The 23,184-nt window shown below is 42.0% G+C and carries 21 protein-coding genes; 7 read left to right on the top strand and 14 right to left on the bottom strand.

Going from position 1 to position 23,184, the window contains the following annotated elements; genetic code table 11:
* The first annotated feature begins 26 nt into the window (after positions 1-26).
* Positions 27-827: a sulfite exporter TauE/SafE family protein gene (locus ACFSJY_RS03810; protein WP_386031263.1), complete on the top strand. Its 801-nt coding sequence runs from the start codon at positions 27-29 to the stop codon at positions 825-827.
* 19 nt (positions 828-846) lie between these two features.
* Here ACFSJY_RS03810 and ACFSJY_RS03805 read toward each other — a convergent pair whose 3' ends face one another.
* The 4 genes from ACFSJY_RS03805 to ACFSJY_RS03790 all read right to left on the bottom strand — a co-directional run bounded on the left by ACFSJY_RS03805 (position 847) and on the right by ACFSJY_RS03790 (position 5,861).
* Positions 847-1,653 (bottom strand): alpha/beta hydrolase, encoded by an 807-nt coding sequence (locus ACFSJY_RS03805; protein WP_386031261.1) that lies wholly within the window; start codon positions 1,651-1,653, stop codon positions 847-849.
* A gap of 99 nt (positions 1,654-1,752) precedes the next feature.
* The gene (locus tag ACFSJY_RS03800) at positions 1,753-2,571 is read right to left on the bottom strand and encodes an alpha/beta hydrolase (protein WP_386031259.1); all 819 of its coding nucleotides are present in this window, start codon (positions 2,569-2,571) and stop codon (positions 1,753-1,755) included.
* Positions 2,572-2,706: 135 nt separating this feature from the next.
* On the bottom strand, positions 2,707-4,269 hold the full coding sequence (locus tag ACFSJY_RS03795) for a sensor domain-containing diguanylate cyclase (protein WP_386031257.1): 1,563 nt from the start codon (positions 4,267-4,269) through the stop codon (positions 2,707-2,709).
* A 179-nt stretch (positions 4,270-4,448) separates the two neighbouring features.
* Entirely contained in the window at positions 4,449-5,861 is a 1,413-nt protein-coding gene (locus ACFSJY_RS03790; RefSeq protein WP_386031255.1) for an alpha-amylase family glycosyl hydrolase, read from the bottom strand.
* A gap of 139 nt (positions 5,862-6,000) precedes the next feature.
* On the opposite strand from ACFSJY_RS03790, the gene ACFSJY_RS03785 reads away from it, so the two are divergent.
* Positions 6,001-6,870 (top strand): LysR family transcriptional regulator, encoded by an 870-nt coding sequence (locus tag ACFSJY_RS03785; RefSeq protein ID WP_386031253.1) that lies wholly within the window; start codon positions 6,001-6,003, stop codon positions 6,868-6,870.
* 17 nt (positions 6,871-6,887) lie between these two features.
* Here the strand turns inward: ACFSJY_RS03785 and ACFSJY_RS03780 are convergent, their stop codons facing one another.
* Positions 6,888-7,661, bottom strand: a complete 774-nt coding sequence (locus tag ACFSJY_RS03780; RefSeq protein ID WP_386032216.1) for a sodium/glutamate symporter — start codon at positions 7,659-7,661, stop codon at positions 6,888-6,890.
* Positions 7,662-7,735: 74 nt separating this feature from the next.
* On the opposite strand from ACFSJY_RS03780, the gene ACFSJY_RS03775 reads away from it, so the two are divergent.
* Complete coding sequence (locus ACFSJY_RS03775) at positions 7,736-9,319, top strand: recombinase family protein (protein ID WP_386031251.1); 1,584 nt, start codon at positions 7,736-7,738, stop codon at positions 9,317-9,319.
* A 640-nt stretch (positions 9,320-9,959) separates the two neighbouring features.
* Here the strand turns inward: ACFSJY_RS03775 and ACFSJY_RS03770 are convergent.
* The 7 genes from ACFSJY_RS03770 to ACFSJY_RS03740 all read right to left on the bottom strand — a co-directional run bounded on the left by ACFSJY_RS03770 (position 9,960) and on the right by ACFSJY_RS03740 (position 14,975).
* On the bottom strand, positions 9,960-10,217 hold the full coding sequence (locus ACFSJY_RS03770; protein ID WP_386031249.1) for a hypothetical protein: 258 nt from the start codon (positions 10,215-10,217) through the stop codon (positions 9,960-9,962).
* Positions 10,218-10,232: 15 nt separating this feature from the next.
* Positions 10,233-10,775 (bottom strand): hypothetical protein, encoded by a 543-nt coding sequence (locus tag ACFSJY_RS03765; RefSeq protein WP_386031247.1) that lies wholly within the window; start codon positions 10,773-10,775, stop codon positions 10,233-10,235.
* A gap of 124 nt (positions 10,776-10,899) precedes the next feature.
* On the bottom strand, positions 10,900-11,904 hold the full coding sequence (locus ACFSJY_RS03760; protein ID WP_386031245.1) for a hypothetical protein: 1,005 nt from the start codon (positions 11,902-11,904) through the stop codon (positions 10,900-10,902).
* 67 nt (positions 11,905-11,971) lie between these two features.
* The gene (locus tag ACFSJY_RS03755; protein WP_386031243.1) at positions 11,972-12,145 is read right to left on the bottom strand and encodes a hypothetical protein; all 174 of its coding nucleotides are present in this window, start codon (positions 12,143-12,145) and stop codon (positions 11,972-11,974) included.
* 413 nt (positions 12,146-12,558) lie between these two features.
* Positions 12,559-13,113 (bottom strand): recombinase family protein, encoded by a 555-nt coding sequence (locus ACFSJY_RS03750; protein ID WP_386031241.1) that lies wholly within the window; start codon positions 13,111-13,113, stop codon positions 12,559-12,561.
* A 638-nt stretch (positions 13,114-13,751) separates the two neighbouring features.
* Positions 13,752-14,261, bottom strand: coding sequence for a sodium/glutamate symporter (locus tag ACFSJY_RS03745; RefSeq protein ID WP_386031239.1), 510 nt, complete (start codon positions 14,259-14,261; stop codon positions 13,752-13,754).
* A gap of 186 nt (positions 14,262-14,447) precedes the next feature.
* Positions 14,448-14,975, bottom strand: a complete 528-nt coding sequence (locus ACFSJY_RS03740) for an NADPH-dependent FMN reductase (RefSeq protein ID WP_386031237.1) — start codon at positions 14,973-14,975, stop codon at positions 14,448-14,450.
* Between the two features lie 143 nt (positions 14,976-15,118).
* Here ACFSJY_RS03740 and ACFSJY_RS03735 point away from each other — a divergent pair, with 143 nt between their 5' ends.
* The 3 genes from ACFSJY_RS03735 (at position 15,119) to ACFSJY_RS03725 (ending at position 17,838) form a co-directional block, all read left to right on the top strand.
* A complete protein-coding gene (locus tag ACFSJY_RS03735) occupies positions 15,119-16,036 on the top strand; it encodes a LysR family transcriptional regulator (RefSeq protein WP_386031235.1) in 918 nt (305 codons plus the stop codon).
* 47 nt (positions 16,037-16,083) lie between these two features.
* Positions 16,084-16,662, top strand: coding sequence for a TetR/AcrR family transcriptional regulator (locus ACFSJY_RS03730; protein ID WP_386031233.1), 579 nt, complete (start codon positions 16,084-16,086; stop codon positions 16,660-16,662).
* 66 nt (positions 16,663-16,728) lie between these two features.
* Positions 16,729-17,838, top strand: a complete 1,110-nt coding sequence (locus ACFSJY_RS03725; RefSeq protein ID WP_386031231.1) for an NADH:flavin oxidoreductase — start codon at positions 16,729-16,731, stop codon at positions 17,836-17,838.
* Positions 17,839-17,913: 75 nt separating this feature from the next.
* Here the strand turns inward: ACFSJY_RS03725 and ACFSJY_RS03720 are convergent, their stop codons facing one another.
* Together ACFSJY_RS03720 and ACFSJY_RS03715 are read right to left on the bottom strand one after the other, a co-directional pair.
* Entirely contained in the window at positions 17,914-18,999 is a 1,086-nt protein-coding gene (locus ACFSJY_RS03720; protein ID WP_386031229.1) for a hypothetical protein, read from the bottom strand.
* Positions 18,999-19,484 carry a hypothetical protein gene (locus tag ACFSJY_RS03715; RefSeq protein WP_386031226.1) on the bottom strand — a complete coding sequence of 162 codons (486 nt, stop codon included), beginning with the start codon at positions 19,482-19,484 and terminating at the stop codon, positions 18,999-19,001. Before ACFSJY_RS03715 ends, ACFSJY_RS03720 begins: the two co-directional genes overlap by 1 nt.
* A 148-nt stretch (positions 19,485-19,632) precedes the next feature.
* On the opposite strand from ACFSJY_RS03715, the gene ACFSJY_RS03710 reads away from it, so the two are divergent.
* Positions 19,633-22,761, top strand: coding sequence for a response regulator (locus ACFSJY_RS03710; protein WP_386031224.1), 3,129 nt, complete (start codon positions 19,633-19,635; stop codon positions 22,759-22,761).
* The last annotated feature ends 423 nt before the right edge of the window (positions 22,762-23,184 follow it).

The raw sequence follows: 23,184 nt of genomic DNA, 5'->3' as shown, positions 1-23,184 counted from the left end.
TTCCATCGATAATTTTGGGGTGTGAAATGACATATGAGTGGCTGCTGGCCTTTTCAATTCTTGGTGTAGTAGTTGGGTTTGTCGCAGGACTACTCGGTGTCGGTGGCGGCGGCATCATGGTGCCCGCTCTAACAGTCATGTTACTTGCCCAAGGCATTGATACAGAAAGTGTCGTCCACCTTGCACTTGGAACCTCAATGGCGTGTATCGTCTTTACTTCAATCGCTAGTTTGCGTGCCCATCGAAAAGCAGGAGCCATTGTTTGGCCTGTAGTAAGTAAAATGTCTGGCGGGGTTATCCTTGGAACCTTTTTAGCAACATTTCTTGCGGCACAATTAAACTCTTTGTATCTCGCTATGTTTTTCTCTGCCTTTATGGGCTTTACCGCTTGGCAAATGTTTTTCAAAAAAACAGCCAACGCAGAAGAAACAGAGATTTCGACACTTCAACTGCTCTCTGTAGGCACAGGTATAGGTGCTATTTCTGCGTTAGTCTCTATTGGCGGTGGCTCATTAACCGTACCTTACTTAACGCGTAAAGGCATTGATATCAAAAAGGCCATCGGCACGTCTGCGGCAATGGGGCTGCCTATATCTGTTGCCGGTACATTGGGGTATTTAGTGAATGGTTGGAGTAAAAGTTACGGCGAGCACCTAACCCTGGGGTTTGTCTTTTTACCTGCCGTAGCATGTATTGCTGTGACGAGCTTTTTTACCGCACCTATCGGTGCAAAAGTTGCGCATGCACTCCCTGTCGCAGTGCTGAAAAAAGTGTTCGCCTTACTGCTTGTGGCGTTGAGTATTAAGATGCTGACCTCCGTTTGGTAGTCAGCAAATACGTTGATGACTATGGCAGTATTTTCATAAATTTTCGGCTTTCGAGTATGCGCTGGTGACCTAACGTGTTGGTGGTTATCAACTCTACATTATGCTTTTCGGCCAGTGGTAACACGGCAGCTAATGGTGCCATCACATCCTGTTTGTCATGAATAATATGCGTGACTCCTGGAAAGCTGCCAAGCGGCTCAGATATATTCATTGAGGAAAATAGCACGCGGTCGCGTCGCAAAATGTCATGTGCGAAGCGCTCAAAGTATTCATGGTTAAAGGTATAGTCTTTGAACAACGAACGTTGATGTTTACATGGGTCAACGATTGGCGCAGCCATGACAAATTTACCATCAAAACGCTTGAACCATCGGCTATTGGCAACGACGCTTGCGCCAATGCCATGAGCAATCACCACTTCCGGTTCAAATAAGCTGGATGCTGCGCTGTCGAATGCACGCACCAGTTGCGGAATGGTAATTTGTAAACGGTTGCTATAGCCGTGCGCAGGCAAATCAAAAGCGATAGCGCAGTAACCCTGTTCTGCAAGTTTTTGCATAAGCGGCCAAAATTGTCGACCATGCCCCGACCAGCCATGTACTAGCCAAACCATTTTGCCTTCGCCATAGCGGTAAGCCCTTACTTTGCCGTAAGGGGTTTCAACATGAAAGCAGCGAACTTGAGATGACCACTTTTCTCTTACTTTTTTTGGGGTTAGCAGGCGCTTTTTGTACAGGCTATATCCGACACCCGGTAGCACTTTTGCCAAGGCACTTAAGACGACAGGAAGAAATTTACTGCGTTGATTCGACTCTTGCTTACTCATGTGACTCTTTTATGGCTGTTAATAAACAGTGAGAAACATACCAAGCAAATGTGGAAAAAATATGGAAAATTAGATATTTACTGGTCGTATCAGAGAGCGTTAACAGGCTTTTCGTAGCAGTTGGATGATGTTGTCACTCTCTAACACATTATTTTCATCAGCACAGACTAAAGCAACATTCGGCTTTTTAGCTAAAACAGGGACTTGTTCAAGGACAGCATCAATACTTTTTGCTTCGTGAATGATGTGCGTTTCACCAGTAAAGTCCATTAAACATTCCACTAGACCAAGGTTAGTCAGCAACGCTTTATCGCGCTTTAGTATATGGTGTACATAGCGCTCAAAATAGGCGTCGTTGAATCGATATCCGGACATTTTCTCATATTGAAGTAGATACGGATCAAAGGTTGGTTCAACTAAAATAAGTTTGTCTTGATAATTTTTAAACCAGCTCGCATTCGCTACAACTGTCGCGCCTATAGAATGAGCAATAATCATTTTGGGGCTAAACATCTTTCTGGCAGCGCTATCGAAAGCGCGAATGAGCTGTGGGATAGACACTTGGTTTCTGCGACTATATCCGTGAGCTGGCAGTTCAAGTGCAATTGCCCGATAACCTTTTTCAGCAAGTGCTTGCATTAATGGCCAATATTGATGAGCATGCCCAGACCAACCATGCACCAACCAAATATCTTCACCTTCTCCGTATGCAAAAGCACGTATTTTGCCAATGGGTGTGTTGATACTGAATCTATCTACGTCACACGACCATTGGTGCTGAATTTTACGAGGTGTTTGCAAACGATCTATAAACATTCGATAGGCTAATCGAGGTGCAAGAAGACTCAACACATTAATCGTTAATGAGTGGAGTTTACTCAGCAAAGGTTCATTATTGATGTGACGGGAATACTGCATTTAGACCGAAAATAACGTTAAGCTGCCAGTTAGTGTAATCGCAAAATGTGATAGAAATATGGAGTCTAACACAATATATCTTACATATAAGGCAACTTAGCGTATTTGTTGGCGTTAGCCAACATCCTTTTAAGATTAACCGTGGCGTTTAAAGTCAACAACCACCTCGGAGAATGACTCTCCGGTTGATTTTACTTGGTTGCGACCTAAGTTCTTCGCTTTGTAGAGCGCTTGATCCGCACGAGCCAGCAATTTAGTCATGCCATCGCGTTGCTCTGTTAATTCTAACGTTGCAACACCGAAGCTGGCGGTTGCATTGCCGACAGTGTCAAAGTTAAATGCTTCGACTTCTTGGCGTAATTTTTCAGCTAAAACAACAGCTTGTTCAAGAGAGGTTTCCGGGCACACGATGACAAACTCTTCGCCACCAAAGCGACCCACTAAATCGGTTGCTCGAATGTTACTCGACAGTAATTCAGCAAACTCTTTTAGCACATAGTCACCCGTTAAATGGCCATACGTGTCATTAACTTTTTTGAAGTGGTCAATGTCGATAAACATTGCTGACAATGGTCGCTGGTAACGTTTTGCACGGCCAATTTCTCTTTTTAATGTCTCTTCTGTCGCCATTTTATTCGTTAGCTTAGTCAGTGGATCTAGGCGGTTATCACGTTCCAACTGCCTTACATAACTAAGGTTTTTTACGGAAGCAACAAGCCTTGGCGTTTTACCCACATTAAATGCGGTGATTTTTACTTCAACAGGGATAGAGTCACCAGACTTTAATATCGCTTTAACATCTTGCTGCTCAGACTGCATGACAACATCTTTTTCGCTTGGTTTACCTGTCAGTGAGGAGGTAAAACTATCACGTAGTTTTTTATGAATGTGGCGGTCCATACTGACAAGGTTATCAATGGTTAGTTTACTGAACTCTTTGTCGGTGTAGCCAAACATGAGTGCCGCTTGCTGATTGCTTTTGATGATACGACCACTTTGGTCGCAAACGACTAGCGCATCTGGGGTTCCACTGAACAACGCGTTAACTTCCCTGAGCAGTCTTGATGTGCGGATTAGAGAGTAAACATACGCAAGAAACAAAAACAGCACGAATGGACTAACGATATATGTTTGTACAAAAATTCGAAGTTGTGCTTTTTCAAGTAAACCTTCCGTTTTGGCCGTCGTTGCTAAGTAGTCTGCATACAAGCGAGTGGCGACAGCGGTCATGGTACCAAGCACACGCGCGTCATCAGCACCCACTAACTGATCTAGCTCTGCGTTGGAATAGGTTTTGCCTAGTGCTAAGTCGATTTTTACAATGTTAACTTTGTCTAAATAGGAAGCGACAACCTCTTTTATTTGGTAGAAGTCGTGATGGAATTGTTCGGTTTGTGGACTGTTCAACAACAAGTCTATGTTATGCAAAGCGTTTTCAAGTGACGCTTTAGATTTCTCTAGGTAGCTTGCATCTCGTCGAATGATGTAATTTTTAAAATTATCGATAAAACCATCATAACCAACACTCGTACGGACATTGTAGAAGGCATCCACATCTTTTTGCTGGGTCATCATTTCTTTATGCCAATGATCTTGCAATGTCTTAAACTCATTGGAAAGACGAGCGTTACTCCACAACAATGCACCGTAACAAATCACAGCAAGTACAATGGCAATGATTAGTTTTTTATTAAACATGGCTGACCCCTATTTGTTACGATTTTGCAAATTATCGCAGTTTTAGGCCGTCAGAATTGTCATACCTATGAGGGTTTTTGATCGAAATTGTAATCACTATGTCTAGGTGTGAGGGAAAAGAAGAGAAAAGTAGGACACGTGCAAGTTATGCAAGTGTCCTACGAGGGAAGAAAAAGGGATTAGGTTTTAACAAATATACGATAGCCATATGGTTCAATGGTCAACGCTGTTTGCTCTTCAATAACTTGAGGTTGCTGGGTAAACCATTCCGTGTAGTTACCCCACTGAATATTCTCATTGAACGTTGCCGTTTGAGTTTTATCGGAAAAATTAATGACGACAAACACTTTGTCTTCATTTTTTTGACGAGCAAATGAAAACAGCGCTTTAGGTGCCGTATTGGGTACTGGGATCATCTTTCCACCCCAATTTCCGTTCCACAAGGCTTGGTTTTGATGCTTCAATGTAAATAATGATTTATACATGTCGCCGATTGGATGTTCACGCCATTCAATTTCATCTTTTTCGAAGAAAGCGAGTACCTTGTCTAAACCTGCTTCTTGGCCGCTATATAGTAGAGGCATACCTTCAGCGGTAGCCGTCAGCACGATGCTGGCATGTAAATAGGGGCCGAAGCGATCAAACATGGTTTTTTCCCACGAATTTTTGTCATGGTTATCAACAAAGTTCATAGTTATTGCATTGTCTGGCCACGCACTGAGTGAATGTGCAAAGAAGTGATAAATCGCGCCACCGTCTTTTTTGCCTGTGGCAACGTCATGCATCACATCGTGAAGCCCCCAGTTGTAGGTCATATCAAAAGCTTTTTTATGTAAGTCGCGAGCATCCCATTCTGCCAACATAAATACTGGCTTAATTTGATCTAACTCTTTACGCGCGTTGTCCCAGAAATCTGTTGGTATAAAACCGGCAACATCGGCGCGATAGCCATCAATATTCGCTTCTTTCACCCAGTAAAGTAATGACTCTGTCATATACTTGCGCATTTCAGGGTTTTCGTAATCGAAATCTATGATATCTGACCAATCCCACCATGGTGTCGGTTGAAAGTTTCCGTTGTGGTCTTTGGTATACCATTCAGGATTCGTTTCTGTCAGCGGATTGTCCCATGCTGAATGATTAGCAACCCAATCAAGAATGACGTACATGCCCATTTCGTGCGCTTGATTTACTAGCGACTTCAAATCATCTAAGGTGCCGAACTCTGGATTAACGGCCTGATAATCCTTTACTGCATAATAGCTACCTCGGCCACCTTTTCGGTTTTTTTCACCAATAGGGTGTATTGGCATTAACCATAGAATATCTACACCTAAGCCTTTTAAGCGCGGTAAGTGCTCAGCAAACGCGTTAAATGTACCTTCTTTCGTATATTGACGAATATTCACTTCGTAAATAGTGGCACTTTTAGACCATTCCGGATGCTGAATTTCAACATAAGGTTTAGGTTGGTATTGTTCCATTTTTGCTTGAGTTGTTGCTTGGTTATTTGCCTTGTTTTCAGTTGTTTGACAAGCACTCAGTGCTGCTAAAGCACACAGTGTTGTCCCCAATTTTTTGATCGTTTTCATCACGCATTACCCCTTTGATGGTTATAGCGTATTTTCATGTAACTGCCAGAAACGACAACCAACAACCGGAAAAATATTGTTTACATATGGAAACAGTGTTAGTTAGTGTTTCTATTTTGATGTCATAGAAGGTAGGCCCATGAGTATTGAGCAAATGCGTTTGTTTGCTGAAGTTGTAAAAAGTGGCAGTTACACTCAAGCGGCGGATAGGCTGGATGTATCCAAAGGATTTTTATCAAAGCAAGTAAAGCAATTAGAGCAGCAATTAGGTATGCCATTACTGGTAAGAAATACCCGGACCATGCGCGTAACCAGTGCCGGTGAAGCCCTGTATAAGGAAGCGGTAAAACTGACTACCTTTTGGCAAGAAACTAAAACCATGCTGGAAAAGAAAGAGGAGCACTTAGCAGGTAAAATAAGTTGTACAGCCCCTTTAGCCGTCACGCGTTATCTGCTGTGGCCCATTTTTCATCAGTTAATGGCCAAACACCGTGACCTCAATGTGGTTATTGACTCTGGTAATACAACTCGCAACCTTGTCTCAGAAGATTTTGATTTTGCGGTACGTATTACCAACACCCCGCCGGAAGACATGGTGGCCCGCCATTTGTGTCGCATTAATTATTTGTGTGTTGCTTCTCCTGATTATATGTCAAAACACAAAATTGAACCTCACCCTAGAACGATGGAAAAGCTTGATTGCCTTTCTCTGCCTCACTGGAAAGAGTGGCATTTCCATTTAGAAGAAGGCATTTATAAATTCATGCCATCAGGGAAGTTTGTCGCCAGTGATAATGAGCTGCTTAAGGAAGCCTGCCTACAAGGTGTCGGTGTAGCAAGGCTTCCAAATTTTATGGTCCAACGAGAAATTGAACAGGGGACGTTAGTTCCTATTTTCCCTGATATTCAAGGGGATTATCGTGAGCTCTATTTGATTTTTCCACAGCTAAGTGCCAGAGCGAAAAGGGTCAGCCTATGCTTAGAAGCTGTTATACAGCACTTTACCTAATGTCGAACAATCGCGTTTTAGGCAAGAAGGGTTAACATGCGTTGAATGATCACTGCATTAGCAATATCGATGAAGAATGCTCCGACAAGAGGAATCACGATAAATGCTGTTGGGGCTGCGCCATATCGCTTGGTTACGGCGGTCATATTTGCTATTGCCGTGGGTGTCGCGCCCAACGCTAGACCAGCATACCCGGAAGCCATTACCGCTGCGTCATAGCTTCTGCCAAGCAGCGGGTAAACGACAAACAATGCGAATATAGAGACTATGGCAACTTGCGCGGCAAGCAGTAGAATAATGGGTAACGCCAATTCAACTAATGTCCATAGTTGTAAACTCATTAATGACATGGCAAGAAATAGTCCCAGACATACTTCTGAAGTGAGGGCTAATGTTGGTTTACCGGTTGGCCATGTGACGTTTTTCCATATTAGCGGAACGGTATTGGTGAGAATAATGCCACCAAAAATACAAGGAACAAATACGGGGAGCTGAACACCCATTGTTTGTAGCCATTCATATAAATTAACCCCTATACCAATAGCTAGAGCCAGTACAAGCAAGCAATTAAAGACAGAATCAACGGTAATTTTTTCATGCTTTTCATCTTCAATCCCTACCGATAAGTGTTGGTGTGATGTCGATTCTAATGCATGTTTATGAATAAGATGGCGAGCGAGCGGCCCCCCAATAATACCACCCAGTACAAGGCCAAAAGTTGCACATGCGATGCCGATTTCAGCGGCATTACTGATGCCATATTTTTCTGCAAAGGTTGGTGACCACGCAATAGCTATACTGTGTACCCTTTTAACAACTTACATTTTATTACAGTATGACCACCTCAAATCAGTACAATATCGGTATGACTACAGCTTACTCTTACAAACGCTTTTCATCAGCAAAACAAGCCTCTGGCGATTCACTCCGCAGACAAACAGAAGCCGCAGAGAAGTATTGCCAAGATAATGGTCTTACTCTTTCAGCAGAAACATTTAATGATTTAGGTGTCAGTGCTTTTGATCGGTCTAACGTAACTGGTGATGCAGCGTTAGCACAATTTATTGAAGCGTGTGAGAAAGGTTTTATACAAGCTGGTTCGTATCTTATTGTTGAATCCCTTGACCGTTTATCTAGGGCAACAGTAGAAGACGCATTGATGCAATTGCTAACACTTATACGCCAGCACCAAATCACTGTAGTAACGCTTTTAGATAATCGGGTTTACCAATCACCAGTAAACACAACCGACCTTATTATCTCAATCACAATAATGGAACGCGCACACGACGAGTCAGCTACTAAACGGTATCGGTCTAAAGCTAGTTGGTCAGCAAAACGTAATCCAGATATTGAAACCAAGAAAATAAAGAACTGCCCTTTCTGGCTTCGCCTAAATTCAGCAACAAACACTTATGAACTAGTACCAGACAAAGCAGCCGTTGTTAAACGTGTATTCCAGTTATCAGTAGACGGTCTAGGTGGCGCACGTATCGCTCAAACTCTTAACAGTGAAAACGTAAAACCACCTAAAGCAAAAGCTTGGGGTAAGTCTTCGATAATGGCGATACTAAGTTCTGACAGTGTTATTGGTCACTTCCAGCATAAAGAAATAATCGACGGTAAATATCAACCAGTCGGTGAAGTGATAACAGACTACTTTCCACCAGCAATCGACAAACAATTATTCCACCTTAGCCGCTCACGAATAAAGCAAAGAAAGATTAAAACAGTTGGCCGTAGTTCAGATCGATTTACTAATGTATTCAACAACTTAGCCAAGTGCCGTAAATGTGGTTCAGCAATGACCTACAGCAAAAAGAAAGCTAATCAAAGTTATCTAACTTGCACCAAGAAGCTAACCAAACAGTGCGACAATAAAGCTGTACCCTACCGCAAACTTGAACGGTTTATATTCCAGCAATATTTAAGGCCAGCATTCTTTGAAGACGTAAACAAGTTAGCAACGCCAGCACTTACACCAGTAGAGAGTGTCGAAGTATTGCAAGCTGAATTAGAAGCAACCACAGCAACGCTGGACGCTGTTCTGGCATCAATTGGTACAAACACCAATGACGCAATCACAAACCGGATACAGCAGCTTAGTGAAAACATTACAGATTTAAATCAGCGTATCGAGAACCACGCCGAAACATCAGCAGAAGCCAAAGCGAAATCAATTCACGCATCTTTCAGAGAAGCTTACGATTTTACCCTAGACTGCTTTAACAGTCAGAGAGCAGCCAGCGAGTTGTATCGTGATCGGGTTAAACTAAACAGAATCTTGCAGCAAACCTTTGATAAGTTCGAGTTATTACACATCGGCAATGATGTACACTTATACACTGACCAGTACGATTACACTTACTTTAAAAATCAATGGGTTATCGGTTTAAATCCATCAATCCGTACCATCGAAGACAAAGCCAAGTACCCTAGCTTGGTTTAGCCCTCATACGTCCACAGGAACACGCCTAAAACGCTCATATTCGAGACTTTAGGTATTGACCTAAGCCATTGTATTACTTAAATAAAGACGCCTAGAATCGCTGTTTTGGTAGGTAGAATTAAACGGGGGTATCTTTGACCATAAAAATGTATGTTAGTACACCACCAGCCCAGACACATTTACGTAATGTTCCCCCAGATATTTCCCCCCGTTCAAACGGGCATTGTATCCGTATCTAACGGAAATCTAATGGAAAGGTCAGCCGAATTTGTACGGTGTTTGATCGGTTAATAATGGTCTTTAATGGTGGTTTGTTTCCACAAATATGGAAAGGATATGGAAAGGGCTTTGTGTATCTAACACATATCTAACACAAAGATTCCCGTTTAATAACGGAAAATAATCGGAAAGCGTAACCGTAAATACGGATACTTTACGGAAAGGATTTGACCAGTATCTAGTGGTGGTTTACTGGTGGATTTGTCCTGCTTTTACAGGTCGTTTACAGGTGAATGTTTCCAGTTAATACAGGAAAAGAACAGGAAAGAACAAGCAACTACATTTAGTTTTATCAGCATCATATTCTGGCTTGGTTCATCACAGTAGTACATCAGACCTAGTGGTCTAACGGGTGATTATATTACAAAGCTAGTGGCTTAGTTCGCACCGCAGCAATGCGTTTAAACGTGCCGTCATTGTGTCGTAACTTAACAAAGCCATCAGCACTAGGTTTACGTACCGTTCCCGTCTTTCTGTTGCGTACAGCCAGCGAGAATAAGTCTTGCTCATATCCGTCGAACTCTTTTAGGTCACGCCACAGTTCAAAGCCGTCAGCAGCCGCTTGGTTAATCACAGCCACAGCATTCAATACTTTAGTTTCAGTTAGTTGTTTAGTCATAATAAAAATCCTCAATTAAGGTGTTAGTTGTAAGCCGCCTTGTAACGACTCGGTGAATTGTTCCGGTGTCATTAGTTCGACACCCTTATCAGTAAATTTATCCAATCTTTTCAACAGTTTAAGATCGGATTTATGTTTGTCCATCTTGGGGTCAACAACGATAATTCGTGTATCACCGCTCATCGTTCCGTCTTCAAGTTCAACAGCACCAAAGGCATTCGCCATTGACACCATCTTATGCCCTGAATGATTCCAGCCCATTGTATTGCTGGCGTAGTTAAGACGTTGTTTAAACGTGCCTCGTCCGTGTGGGTTGTTAATGTAGTTTTCCTTTTTGTTATCAGCAGCAGCTTTACCGCCACGCGCCCCATCCGTTGTTAAACAGTTGCCGTCTTTAAACTCGACAATACAAAAGTTACCATCAACATCAGCCATCAGTAGGTCGGGTATAACGGTATGCGCCAGCCCTTTGTTGTCTACACTCATCAGCGGGTATTCGTGTTCGACCAGCCCCAAATCAGCCAGCCATTGTTTTTCAGAGTTACTTTTTGCAGCCATAATATTAAGCCCTCGTTAAGTATGTTAAATGAGAGGGTAGAGGTAGTCTGAATGTTTGTTATCAAATCCTCTACATCCCTTGGTATTCGTAGCCCGTAGCCATTTTGTGGTGTTACAAAACAGACTAAAAGCCCTTTATCACACTTGCCAGCGCTTCGTTATTCCAGTCAGCAGTTGTCATACCCGTAACGTCAACAGCAGCCCTCACATTGTCGTAGAAGTAATCGGGGTATTTACCTACAGCAGCGCTAACACTACTTGTATCTGTATAACCCATCGAATCTAACTGGCTGGGGTGTTTATTATCCAAGCTGGGTTTGTGGTCGATCGGGAAACTAAGCAATATTTCGATAGTCTCGTTTAACTGCTTTTGCCTAACCTTTTCATCCATTACAGCAGCACTCAATTCTTCAGTAGTACGCTCGGTTAACTCTGATTCGATGTTGTCCATACGTGAAGCCATAGCCGCTTCTTTTGTCATTGTATTCATAATGTTATCTTGTCTCTTGTAAAAATTAATAATCTGTTCTTGTTCGCTGGCGTAATCACTAACACGTTCCAAAGTTTCTAAACCGCCACAAATATCAGCGAACTTACTTTCCACCTTGTCGAACTTGCTAACGATAAAATCTGTAGCCTTTGGTTCCACACCTAAACGCTCACATTCTCTTTCCAGTACACGTTCAGCATCAATTGCCCAACAAGCGTCCGTCTGTGGCTCTGTAGGCACCTCGTTTAGCTTGTACTTAGACAACTGGGTCATATCGTCTTTGAAGCGCTGTATAAACGCCTGACGGAACGCATTCTTATCGGTGTATTCTTTGCTGGTTTTCTTGAAGTGTTCCAAGCCATCACCGTGATTGTTACCTAGTGATCGGTTTACATTCCAAGGCATTACCACCAAATTGTCAGCAGTTAAAGCACCGCCTTTACTACAAGGGTATCGGTGCCCAACTTCGTACTTATACGTTTTCTGGAAATCCTCGCCATCGAAGTACCAGCCCATTGCTAAGTTAGCGAACCGTTTTACTTCTAATACAGCAATCAAGTCTTCAATAGTTTCGGGTAGCTGGTTAGTGCCACCACGTTTAGCCATTGACCATAGCCATTCAAAGTAAGTGCTTTCCATAAATCGGTCTGCTCTACATTCAGCACAGATACCGTAGTGGGTAGTTCGCTTTGCTTTGCCGCAGACTTTACACCGCTTTAGTTTGTTCTTTGGCTGTGCCATACATAAGCCCCCAATCTCTAAAATGTTTAACCAGCACTTTGCTGGCGTACTCACTGATAGTCTCACCATCAGCCCTTGTTTTGTTCAGCAGCCGTATCACCTCACTGGGTAATGTTAGCCGTATTCTTTCAGTGCTCATAAAAGCCCTCCGTTATTATTAAAAGTACACTAAGGATATTAGCGTTTCATCTCAATTTGTGACAAATGAAATTGTGCCAGTTTAAATATAATCAAAACACCCCTCGATTGTGACAATCCCAGTAAAAATAAGTCTTGTAGCCATTTAAACGTGAAAAGTCCCCGTATACGTAGTCGTAAAAGTTCTGTGACTGTGACAAAATAAGTTGTGCCAATTACGTATACGTTTTTAAAATGAACATGTGACTCGGTCTGACCAGTTGGTAAGCGTCAGTGTAGTAACAGTCCCCAGTTGGGTCTGTAGGTATGTTAAATAAGAGGTTAGAGGTAGTCTGTAAGTTTATTGTTAAAATCGCTACAGCCCTTGTGGGCTAGTGGCTACAGACAATTCGGGGTGTTACAAATCGTTGTTTTTCACATACTTTTCTTGATTTTGTAAAAAGTTGTCTTGCCTACACCAGTTAGTTTCATTATCTCAGCAGGCTTTAAGTTACCCTCTTGAATCATACGCTCCACCTCAGCAACAGTATCCGACTTAGTCGGCTGGCGTCCTTTGTACTTGCCCTCGGCTTTGGCTTTGGCGATACCCTCTTTCTGACGCTCTAACATCATTTCACGTTCGAACTGAGCAACAGAACCAAGAACATTCAACATCAACTTACCGCTGGCGGTGCTGGTATCAATGTTCATATCCAATATATGCAAGTCAGCTTTCTTTAGTTCCAACTCTTTTACAATCAAGCCAAGGTCAGCAACAGAACGAGCGAGGCGATCCAACTTCGTAACAACTAACTTATCGCCAGCTTCAATGTTTGCCATCAACGTATCAAGCTTGGGTCTAGCAGCAACAGAGCTAACTTGCTCTTGGTACAACACATCAGCACCAGCAGTATTCAACTGTTCAATCTGCGCCTCTAGTCCGTATTGCTGTTCGATGGTTGATGTTCTAGCGTAGCCGTATACTGTCATATTCGTAATCTCATTGGTTAGTTCGTTTAGAGTCTAAGATATTAGCGGAAAGTTCGTTTAGAGTCCAGCGTTAATTTATAACGAACCAATTTGATGTAGATGTAGGTAGTTCATTTAGACCGAGCTTTAAACGAACCATAATCATACTTCTGTATGTTCATGAACCTAACCACTCACCGGAACTGGTGAACAAACAATCTAATTAATTCCCTCTTGGGAATATATTATCCAAAAGCCTTTTACCCCGATTCTGAGAGGAACGCCAAAAAAGCAATTCCCCCTTTTACCTTTTTTCTGTGTGTGCATATCGGCCATACCCCGAAACCCGAAATTCTAGGATAATGTATGTATTATTTTATTGGTTACAATAAGAGTCCATTTCCATCATCACCAGCAAGCCTTTAGCAGTTATCATTTGATCGACTTAAACAAGAGGCGAGTATCAATGTACATTAAGATTCATTTCAAGATTGCTGGCGTAGAAATCAAAGCAGAAATAAACACATCAAAGTAATGTCAAATGTTAAATCTAACGGACGGCTAACGGACAAATGGGGGTCTTTCTCAACTGTTAATACTGTTCAACAACTGTTTATGTTAACGCCGTAACAAGTTTTAGGGTGTACACAGTCTCCGGCTTAAAGTGGGAATCTAACGGATAAACACCCCCGATTATCAGTGTATATTTTAACCAGCAATACAAAAGTAGTGATAAAGGTACAAACAACAGCGGTACCATGTCCTCCACTGAGACTTACCGAACCACCAAGTACTCCTACTTCACTTGGCAGGCCTGTTGATACGGCAATGCCAATGCCCGTTAAATTTTGAATAACCAAGTAAATGACAGCGAGTACGAGTAAAATTACCAAAGTCGTGCCGCCCTGTTTCAACGTAGAAAATTTAGCACTCAGGCCTACACAGGTAAAAAAGACGATGAGAAGCGCATCTCGCTGAAGCAATGAGAATTGGACCGTGATATCAAAAAGGGTATATATCGCAGCGAAAACAATGGAAATTAGCACGCCGCCGGTGACGGGTTCAGGTATATTGAAGTGGTTAAGTACGCTCAACTTTTTATTCAGATAACGGCCCAGAAACAAGACTAGAATGGCAACGATGATGGTTTGACGAGCGTTTAAGTCCATGTGGCTCTCTAAAAAATAGGCAGTGAGTTAAGTGTATATGAACCAACAAATTTTCAAAGTAACAGCATGTAATTTTGATAAAAAGTAGAGTGATATGCGTGTTGGTTTAGGGTGTAAATCGTTTACATTGCCAATAAAAAAGCAGCACAAAGGCTGCTTTTTTTGATTCCTATATTTGTTACTCGCTTAGTCGTGCAACTTTGCAACGGCATCTTTCAACGCTAAATCTAGCTCTGCATTGATAAGCTTTTGTGACTCCATGTCAAAGTTATCAAAAAAGCTCGGTATTGATAGCGATGCACGTACATCAGCAGCAAAAAATTGTGCTGAATTAGTCGCTGCAGCTAAAACGCTCTGTGCGCCACCAGGTCCAGGTGATGTTGCTAGGTACACAACGGGCTTACCTTGAAACACCTTCATATCAATGCGAGACGTCCAATCAAACAAGTTTTTATACGCCGCTGTGTAAGTACCATTGTGCTCTGCAAAGGAGATGATGATCGCGTCAGCTTCCCCTAGCTTGGCAAAAAAATCTTTTGCTTGCTGTGGCTGGCCAAGCTCTTCTTCTCGGTCTTGGCTAAAAATAGGCATTTCGTAGTCGTTAATATCTAACATTTCGAATTCCGCACCTTCTACAAGAGAAGCTGCGTAGTTTGCTAATGTTTTATTGATTGACTTGGAGCTGCTGCTCGCAGCAAATGCTAAAACTTTCATCGTATTTCCTCTCTTGTTAAAGCGTTTCGTACGGAGGGTCACTATTAAATCAATGACAGCGACTTACTCAATTAACTTGAACTCCAGTATATATTGTTGCTATTTTTTAATTAATAGCCTTAAAGTTGAAATACTTTTTCCATATGACTGTTAATACGCGATTGTTCGATGGTGTGGTGATATTCACACAAGTGGTGGAAAGCGGAAGCTTAACAAAAGCTGCAGAACAAACTGGGCACTCTACTTCATTCATTAGCAAGGAACTTAACAAACTTGAAGCACGATTAGGTGTGCGTTTGTTAAACAGAACAACGCGCTCGCTCGGGCTAACGCCAGAAGGCCAACTTTACTATCAGCAGTGTCAGCAGCTAGTGCAGGAAGCGGAACAAGGATTAGGGCAGATCAGTTATGGCGATGTGACACCTCGAGGAAAGCTGCGAGTAAGCTGCCCAGTAGCGTTGAGCTTGAGTTACTTACAGCCAATTATGTCCAAATATATGACGATGTATCCACAAGTAGATTTGGAATTAGACCTCAATGATAGAAAAGTTGATGTTGTTCAAGATGGCTTTGATGTGGTAATTCGAGCAACTCATACTCTCGAAGAGTCTAGCTTGATTTGCCGTAAGCTTTTCTCGAGCCCAGCGCATACCGTTGCATCACATGATTACGTAAAAAAACATGGTGTTGTTGCACATCCAAGTGAACTTAAAAACCACCGTTGTATCTGCTATTCCAATTTAAAGAATCCTACACGATGGGAGTACACAACACCTGAAGGTACACCACTGAAAGTGGATGTTACGCCCAGTATGATGTGCAATAGTTCAGAAATGGAGTTAGCCATGGTGCTAGATGGGCATGGCGTATGCCGACTACCAGCCTTTACTATGAAATCGGCGATGGAAAATAGTCAACTTGCCATAATGTTGGATGATTATGCTGGTAAGGATGTTGATGTGTTTGTGGTGTACCCGTCTCGAAAGCATTTATCACCGAAGGTGAGAAGCTTTATTGACCTCCTCGTTAGCAGTTTTTCATCAGACGTTACGTCATTATGATAAATAAATACTTGCTAACTTACCTGGGGGTAAGTTAGTCTTTTCCTATGCAAACTCGTTTAAAAAATCGCAAAGAGCAAATTGTTGATGTTGCGTTGGATTTGCTTCAAATCCATGGTTTTGAAAATTTTAGCTTTTTGGATATCGCTAATCATTTATCGATCACAAAAGCTAGCATACATCATCACTTTGCAAAGAAAGAAGATCTTGGCGTAGCCCTGTGCGCGGCGATTCAAGCGTGGCATGAAAAAGCATTTGCTGCCATTTTGATTGAACAAAAGAGCCCGAGACAGCAGTTAGATACCTATATCAACGGTATGCTTCGTTTTGCCTGTGGCAAGAATAAAGTATGCCCATTAAGCAGTTTGCAAGCGGACATTAATTCGTTACCGATAGCCATGCAGGAGTCATTGCGTCAATTAGACGAGCATGAGTTAGCTTTTGTTGCTGATGTGCTTGAACGGGGAAGAGAAGAAAAAGAGTTCCAATTTCTCGGTGATGCTAATGCCCAAGCAACGGTGCTTGTGTTGTCAGTAAAAGGTGCGCTCCAGTATTCGCGAGTCCATGGTCAGCAGTTATTCGACCATGTGCTTGCGCAAATAAATATCCTTTTGGGCAGTAAGTAAAAAATTTTAATTTGATAACTTACCTCTAGGTAAGTTACGGAAAGTTTAATAAAAGAGGAAAGTTAAATGGCGACAACTGAGAAATTGTTTGAATCTGTCGAGCTAGGAAATCTTCAGCTTGATAATCGTATTGTGATGGCTCCTATGACGCGGACATACTCACCTGGAAATGTCCCCAATCAGCTCGTTGTCGATTATTACAAGCGCCGTGCAGAAGGTGGTGTAGGCTTAATCATTACCGAAGGTACTTGTGTTGGCCACAAAGCTGCATCGGGTTATGACAATGTCCCATTTTTTGCAGGTGATGAAGCATTAGCAGGCTGGAAGAAGGTCGTTGATGCCGTGCATGAAGCGGGTGGTAAGATTGCACCGCAGCTATGGCATGTAGGTGCTATTCGTAAGCCAGGCATAGAGCCGGGTGGTGATACTCCGGGCTATGGGCCTTCAGGTATGGCGTTCCCGGGTAAGAAGACTGGCCATGAAATGACCAAGGAAGATATTCAAGAAGTTATCGCGGCGTTTGTTCAAGCTGCTGTAGATGCAAAAGAGATTGGCTTTGATGCTATTGAGCTTCACGGTGCTCACGGCTACTTGATTGATCAATTTTTCTGGGAAGGCACCAACCAACGTACTGACGAGTATGGTGGTGATTTAGCGGGTCGTTCAACATTCGCTATTGAACTTGTGCGTGCAGTTCGTGAAGCGGTTGGTGAAGAATTCCCAATTATTTTCCGTTGGTCGCAATGGAAGCAGCAAGACTATACCGCGCGTTTGGTCGAAACACCTGAGCAGCTTGAAAGTTTCTTGAAACCATTGGCAGACGCCGGTGTTGATATTTTTCATTGTTCACAACGACGCTTCTGGGAGCCAGAATTTGAAGGAAGCGAGCTAAACTTAGCGGGTTGGGTGAAAAAAGTGACGGGTAAACCAACCATCACTGTGGGGAGTGTTGGTCTTAACCAAGATTTCTTGCCAGAAGATGGTACGGCAAACTTTAAAGATGCTGAAGCAGCAAATATTGATGATTTGCTTAAGCGTGTCAGCGATGATGAATTTGAATTAGTCGCAGTAGGGCGTGCTTTGATTGCTAACCCTGATTGGGCAAACAAAATTAAAGCGGGTGAAACCGAGAGCTTAAAAGCGTTTGATAAAAAGCAATTAATGGAATTAGTGTAATACTTTCGTAACTGAATAGAGGTTACAGTTGCTGCTGTAACCTCTATTTTTAAGTGTTTACACGCTTAGGATAAGCTAAAAAACAAAGCTCACCATCAGGGTGACTAAATCAGCGTCATCGTCTGTCGGTGCCTCTACAAAAGAACCTCGCTGCCCGCCTAACGCATCAAAGGTCTGCCATTCTAAATTCACCGAGATGTTATACCTTAAATCATAACGTACGCCTAAATTCCAACTTCTGCCTGACTTACCATTGTAGGTAGATACATTGGTTACTTTGGCATAGTTTTCACCGTATAGAGCATAAGGTACAAACTTACCTATACGATACGCTGCACTGGCATACCAGGTTGAACGAATATTACTCATCTGTCGTTCTGCGTTGAGTATCCAATTACCTAATTCGTACTCTGCACCAAAAGAATATAATTCGATATCTTCTTTCGGTAGAGCTAACTCTGTATAGGGCACACCTGGAAAGGCGTTAGTGAATTCAAAGGTTTGCATAAAATCAGCATGAAAATAAGCAAAGTTCCAACGGAAGTAATCCCCGTGAATTTGTGCGCTAGCGCCCGACATTTTATCAATGTCAATTTGTACATCGAGAGTGCTTGTGACATCAACCGTACTGTCGTCATCAAAACCAATAAATGGTGTAAATGTCAGTTGATATTCATCTGCAATCTCATACTGCCATACGAGGTTAAAGCCGTTATATGCGGTGATACCCAATATTGAGTTATAGAGCTCTTCTGGTGGTCGAGCAAAAATGTATGCGTGACCCACATAGTAATACTCTGATGCAAGAAATACGGGTAACCTCAGTCGCCCACCACGAAGTTCTATATCATCTATAGCGTAACCGAGATAAGCCCATTCTAGTTCAGGATCGCTCCACTCATCTTGCGGCCGCTTTACCAGTTGTGTAGAGGCGCGAAAATCCTCTTTAAAGTAGTCTAATTGCAAACCCAGTGTCGTATCACAATCCCAACAGACGTCGTCTGCAATGCTGCGGTTAATAATTAACGGTGTGTCATTGTCTGATTTACTTATTGAAGTTGAACCGAAGCCACTCAGCACCAATGAATCGCTAAGCTCTATCGCAGCAAAGCAATTGGTCGCAAAAAATAAGTTAGCAATACTTACCGTCAATTTCCTCACTACTTACTCTCCTTATCCACGACATAAAGCACGTTGGCGTTTTCAGGTAACATGTCGAGCGGTGCGTAGCCTATGCTTGAAGGGTTTTCAGATAGCCACATAATTAATTCATCCATTGAATCGTTGTTTAGTTCTTTGGGCGGACGAGCTTTACCGGAAAAGGATAAGCTTGCCCAGTGTGCATTCATTTGTGCATTGTCTTTGCCGAGTAATTGCAGATAGAACTCTGTTCTAATCGTATGTTGCTCAGGCCAATCGGATAGCATGACTTTTTTACCTTGCAACTTTTTAGTTTTGCCGCGAAATAACATCCGAACTTTGTTCTTAGTCAAAGGTTTTAAATCATGATTCAGGGAGAATACCGCGAGCGATTCAGTCGCCATGGCTTGAACAGGAAAAAGTGACACTATCAACAAAACGAGCACTGCTACTATGAAAGTGCAGGTACTCTTGGATGCTGTTGCTTTATGTTGATTAGTGGGCAAATGCGCGTCCTTGGCTGAATGACTATATTATATTTATTCCAATTAGCTCGATTAACTGTATGAGCTTATTACTAATATTAGTTGGAATACAGGAAAAAAAAAGAAAATAACCTAACCTTAATAAGGTAAGGCTGAAAATGGACATCAAATGTTGCTAGTAAGTTTATGGAATAACTTAAGTGTCAGAAAAAGGTTAATCGGGTTAATTCTCCTCCCGACCTTTGTTGTTCTTGTACTTGTCGACCGTCAGCTTAATGTGCTCAATGAACGCGTGGCTAGTACGAACAATGCTGCATCTGTTATTCAATCTCTGTCAGCCTTAAATTCGCTGACGTTTGCACTTCAAAATGAGAGAGCTACATACGATTTTTCCAAAAGCCAAGTAGCACTCAATTCGTTAGCCGAACATATCGCATCAGGCCCTGCAAATAGTAATAAAGCTGCCCTTAATGGCGCTATCAGTGAGTACAAAGATACATTTGAAGCGAGTGTTGAATCACAAAACGATATCGAAAGCATGCTAGATATCATTGATTGGCAAGCGGATACCCATACACAGCTTTTATTTCAATTTGAAAAAACACAATTTCCAGCGTTAATTCCTGCAATTGCAGCAAAACTACAGGCTCTATTTCAATTGGAGTGGTTGATTTTTTGGGTCAATGAAGAAAGCTGGCTCAGCGAACAACTTATCAAAAGCGCATCACTTGATGAAGAGAGCAGGGCGAGCATACGTGAGAAAATTAAGGACTTAAGCGGCAAACAGCAGTTGTTTATGAACCGTTTTGTCGGCATTAATGCTGATGCTCAGCAAGTTGAAATGTTGCTAGATACTTTTTCTGATGAAGCCTTTGAAAAAAGTGCATTGTTTCGACAGTTGCTAATTGACAATGAAAACATCAGCACTGGTGACGTTCTCGAAGGCCAGAAAGCATTTGCTCGCAGAGTAATGTTGTTTCAAAACGTCGCTCAAAAAATCCAAAACGAGTTGAGACAAGAAATCGCTGAGAACATACAAACATACGAACAAAGAAGATTTATTTTTCTTATCGTCACCACAAGTTTTCTTATTGCGTTGTTAGTGTTTGGTTACTCGTTAGCACAGCGAATAATCAATAATTTGCAGAAGGTATTGACCTATTTGGAAGCCTCTACCAAAGAGCAGGAGAACATAGAGCTTTGCAAGTCGCTTGAAGGAAAAGATGAACTTTCCCGGTTTGCAAAACAAGTAGAGCGGATAAATGTTGAACGAATAAAGGGCCAGAAAGAATTGGTTAGCACTAAAAACCAAGCGCTTAAAGCAAAAGAAGAGGCAATTAGAGCGAGTAAAGCGAAGAGTAGTTTTTTAGCGAATATGTCACATGAAATCAGAACCCCACTCAATGGTGTTTTAGGTATTTCTGAAATTCTCGCTGGTACGACATTGAACGCAGAACAACGTGATTATGTTGATACCATTGAAACATCTTCACAGTTATTACTTAGCCTAATCAACGATATTTTAGACTTCTCGAAAATTGAATCAGGGAAATTGCCTATTAATAAATATTCTTGTGCTATCAGAGAGAGTATTTATGATGTAGCTGCGATAGTTGCTGCCAAGTTAGCTGAAAAAAATGTCGACTTAGACATTCATATCGACAGCGATGTTCCCGATTTATTGATGGCTGATGACCACCGTATTCGACAAGTGTTGATGAATTTAATGTCAAATGCTGCCAAATTCACAAGCGAAGGTCAGGTCGTCCTCAAAGTATCAGAACAGTCCGTTGAACATGGTGAAACGTTGAAAACGCATCATATCCAATTTGAAGTTATTGATACGGGTATTGGTGTAAGTGCTGATCAAAAAGCGCAGATTTTTAAACCCTTCACTCAAGAGGATACGTCTACAACTCGAGAGTTTGGTGGCACAGGCTTAGGCTTGGCGATTACCAAACAACTTATCGAGTTAATGGGGGGGACTATTCAGCTAGATTCAATAAAAGGCGAAGGTAGCCGTTTTTATTTCGTTTTGCCGCTAGAAGAAGCCATTGAAGAGTCCTCAACCCATATTAATCTCGATTACTGCTCTGTTACGCTAATTTCAGATATCAAGCAGGTTTCGGCTGAGATAAAGGAAAGCCTATCCCATTTTAATATCAAGCCTGAAATGGAGCTCACCTACTTGTCTGACATGCCAAAGGAGAGCGACACTAAACGTGTTATTTTGTGGGCGCCAAGTGATATTGAAATCGCAAATGCAGATGTCGAGCGTGTTAAATCGCTTAATTTAGGTAACAACTCTTTGTGTTTGGTTAAAGGTTTACTTCAAGATACAAAGTCAATAACTCCTAATGTTTCTGCAATTGTGACCTATCCGTTGCTGGGTAATCGTCTACGAAAAGCTTTAGACAGCTGCTTACGCGTGAAATCGGCAATTTCTCAGCTCATTGAAAATGCGCAACAGCATAACCCTGCTTCCAAAGTCATCTTGCTGGTTGAAGACAATAAAATAAACCAAAAGGTTGCTTCACTTCATATCAAGCGTATGGGGTTTGAATACGATATTGCCAGCAATGGTGAAGAAGCCGTCAACATGTATGCCAGTCAACGCTATGATCTGATTTTAATGGACTGCATGATGCCAGTGATGAATGGGTTTACCGCAACAAGAAAAATACGGCAGTATGAAGCAAAGCATGGTAAAGACGCGACACCTATCATTGCATTGACTGCTAGCGTAGTCGAAGGTGATATTCAAAAGTGCTATGACGCGGGTATGAATGATTACGTACCTAAGCCTTTTCGAGCGGAACTGCTCCACGAGCGCATTATGCATGCCTTTAATATTATTGAAGCCGAGAATTCGACCACCATTGAGACTGATGTCACACCTTTGCGTGTGCTTGTAGTGGAAGATAATAAAATCAATCAAAAAGTGATGCTAACCGTACTCAAGCAAGTTAATTATCAAACAGTTATCGCTAACGATGGGCAAGAAGCCATTGATATATACAGTGAAGATCAAGCGTTTGATTTGATTTTGATGGATTTAATGATGCCTAAAAAAGACGGCTTCGAGGCGACAAAAGGTATTAGGGAGTATGAAAAATCTCGTGAATTAGCGGCTACGCCTATTATTGCAGTAACGGCGAGTGTTGTTGATGATGATATTAAACAGTGTTTCGCTGTTGGTATGGATGGTTACGTACCTAAGCCTGTTCAACCAGAACAGTTACACCTGGAAATCAATAAATTAGGCATTAAAAGTGGGGTTTCTAAGTCTGGTCGGTAAAAATCACTCGGTTAGTTCTCCACTTTATGGCGTTGCTAAGCTTTTTGGATGCGGCGATTTCTTTTATAATTCGTGCAAATTTTTGGTTTTCAGATGAAAACCTCTGTTCAAAGGTTGTTTCTAGGTTGAGTCTTGATATCTATTCACATCGATTGTCCGTTGCGCCCATGCTTGATTGGAGAGCTAGTTAGGGAATACATGACTTCTAGAGAGGTTTGGGGAACTTTAGGGGAACTAATTTTCCTAAAAGCTTAATTTGGGGTACCGATAAAAAGCCGCTATAACAGCGGCTTTTTTCATGCCTGAGTTTAAATCAATTTAACTTTACTGTGCGCATTCGTCCTACTAATTTATGGGGTACTTTAGGGGTAATATTGGGGTAAAATAGGTGGTATTGAGAGTTTTTAATTTTCTATTAGACAA

Source organism: Thalassotalea euphylliae, from assembly GCF_042682785.1.
Classification (GTDB): Bacteria; Pseudomonadota; Gammaproteobacteria; order Enterobacterales; family Alteromonadaceae; genus Thalassotalea_F; species Thalassotalea_F euphylliae.
This window is presented reverse-complemented; position numbering and strand designations above follow the sequence as displayed.

Coding starts and splice junctions, on each gene's coding strand:
- ACFSJY_RS03810 (WP_386031263.1), top strand. CDS start 27: ATGACATATGAGTGGCTGCTGGCCTTTTCAATTCTTGGTGTAGTAGTT.
- ACFSJY_RS03805 (WP_386031261.1), bottom strand. CDS start 1,653: ATGAGTAAGCAAGAGTCGAATCAACGCAGTAAATTTCTTCCTGTCGTC.
- ACFSJY_RS03800 (WP_386031259.1), bottom strand. CDS start 2,571: ATGCAGTATTCCCGTCACATCAATAATGAACCTTTGCTGAGTAAACTC.
- ACFSJY_RS03795 (WP_386031257.1), bottom strand. CDS start 4,269: ATGTTTAATAAAAAACTAATCATTGCCATTGTACTTGCTGTGATTTGT.
- ACFSJY_RS03790 (WP_386031255.1), bottom strand. CDS start 5,861: ATGAAAACGATCAAAAAATTGGGGACAACACTGTGTGCTTTAGCAGCA.
- ACFSJY_RS03785 (WP_386031253.1), top strand. CDS start 6,001: ATGAGTATTGAGCAAATGCGTTTGTTTGCTGAAGTTGTAAAAAGTGGC.
- ACFSJY_RS03775 (WP_386031251.1), top strand. CDS start 7,736: ATGACTACAGCTTACTCTTACAAACGCTTTTCATCAGCAAAACAAGCC.
- ACFSJY_RS03770 (WP_386031249.1), bottom strand. CDS start 10,217: ATGACTAAACAACTAACTGAAACTAAAGTATTGAATGCTGTGGCTGTG.
- ACFSJY_RS03765 (WP_386031247.1), bottom strand. CDS start 10,775: ATGGCTGCAAAAAGTAACTCTGAAAAACAATGGCTGGCTGATTTGGGG.
- ACFSJY_RS03760 (WP_386031245.1), bottom strand. CDS start 11,904: ATGGAAAGCACTTACTTTGAATGGCTATGGTCAATGGCTAAACGTGGT.
- ACFSJY_RS03755 (WP_386031243.1), bottom strand. CDS start 12,145: ATGAGCACTGAAAGAATACGGCTAACATTACCCAGTGAGGTGATACGG.
- ACFSJY_RS03750 (WP_386031241.1), bottom strand. CDS start 13,113: ATGACAGTATACGGCTACGCTAGAACATCAACCATCGAACAGCAATAC.
- ACFSJY_RS03745 (WP_386031239.1), bottom strand. CDS start 14,261: ATGGACTTAAACGCTCGTCAAACCATCATCGTTGCCATTCTAGTCTTG.
- ACFSJY_RS03740 (WP_386031237.1), bottom strand. CDS start 14,975: ATGAAAGTTTTAGCATTTGCTGCGAGCAGCAGCTCCAAGTCAATCAAT.
- ACFSJY_RS03735 (WP_386031235.1), top strand. CDS start 15,119: ATGACTGTTAATACGCGATTGTTCGATGGTGTGGTGATATTCACACAA.
- ACFSJY_RS03730 (WP_386031233.1), top strand. CDS start 16,084: ATGCAAACTCGTTTAAAAAATCGCAAAGAGCAAATTGTTGATGTTGCG.
- ACFSJY_RS03725 (WP_386031231.1), top strand. CDS start 16,729: ATGGCGACAACTGAGAAATTGTTTGAATCTGTCGAGCTAGGAAATCTT.
- ACFSJY_RS03710 (WP_386031224.1), top strand. CDS start 19,633: ATGTTGCTAGTAAGTTTATGGAATAACTTAAGTGTCAGAAAAAGGTTA.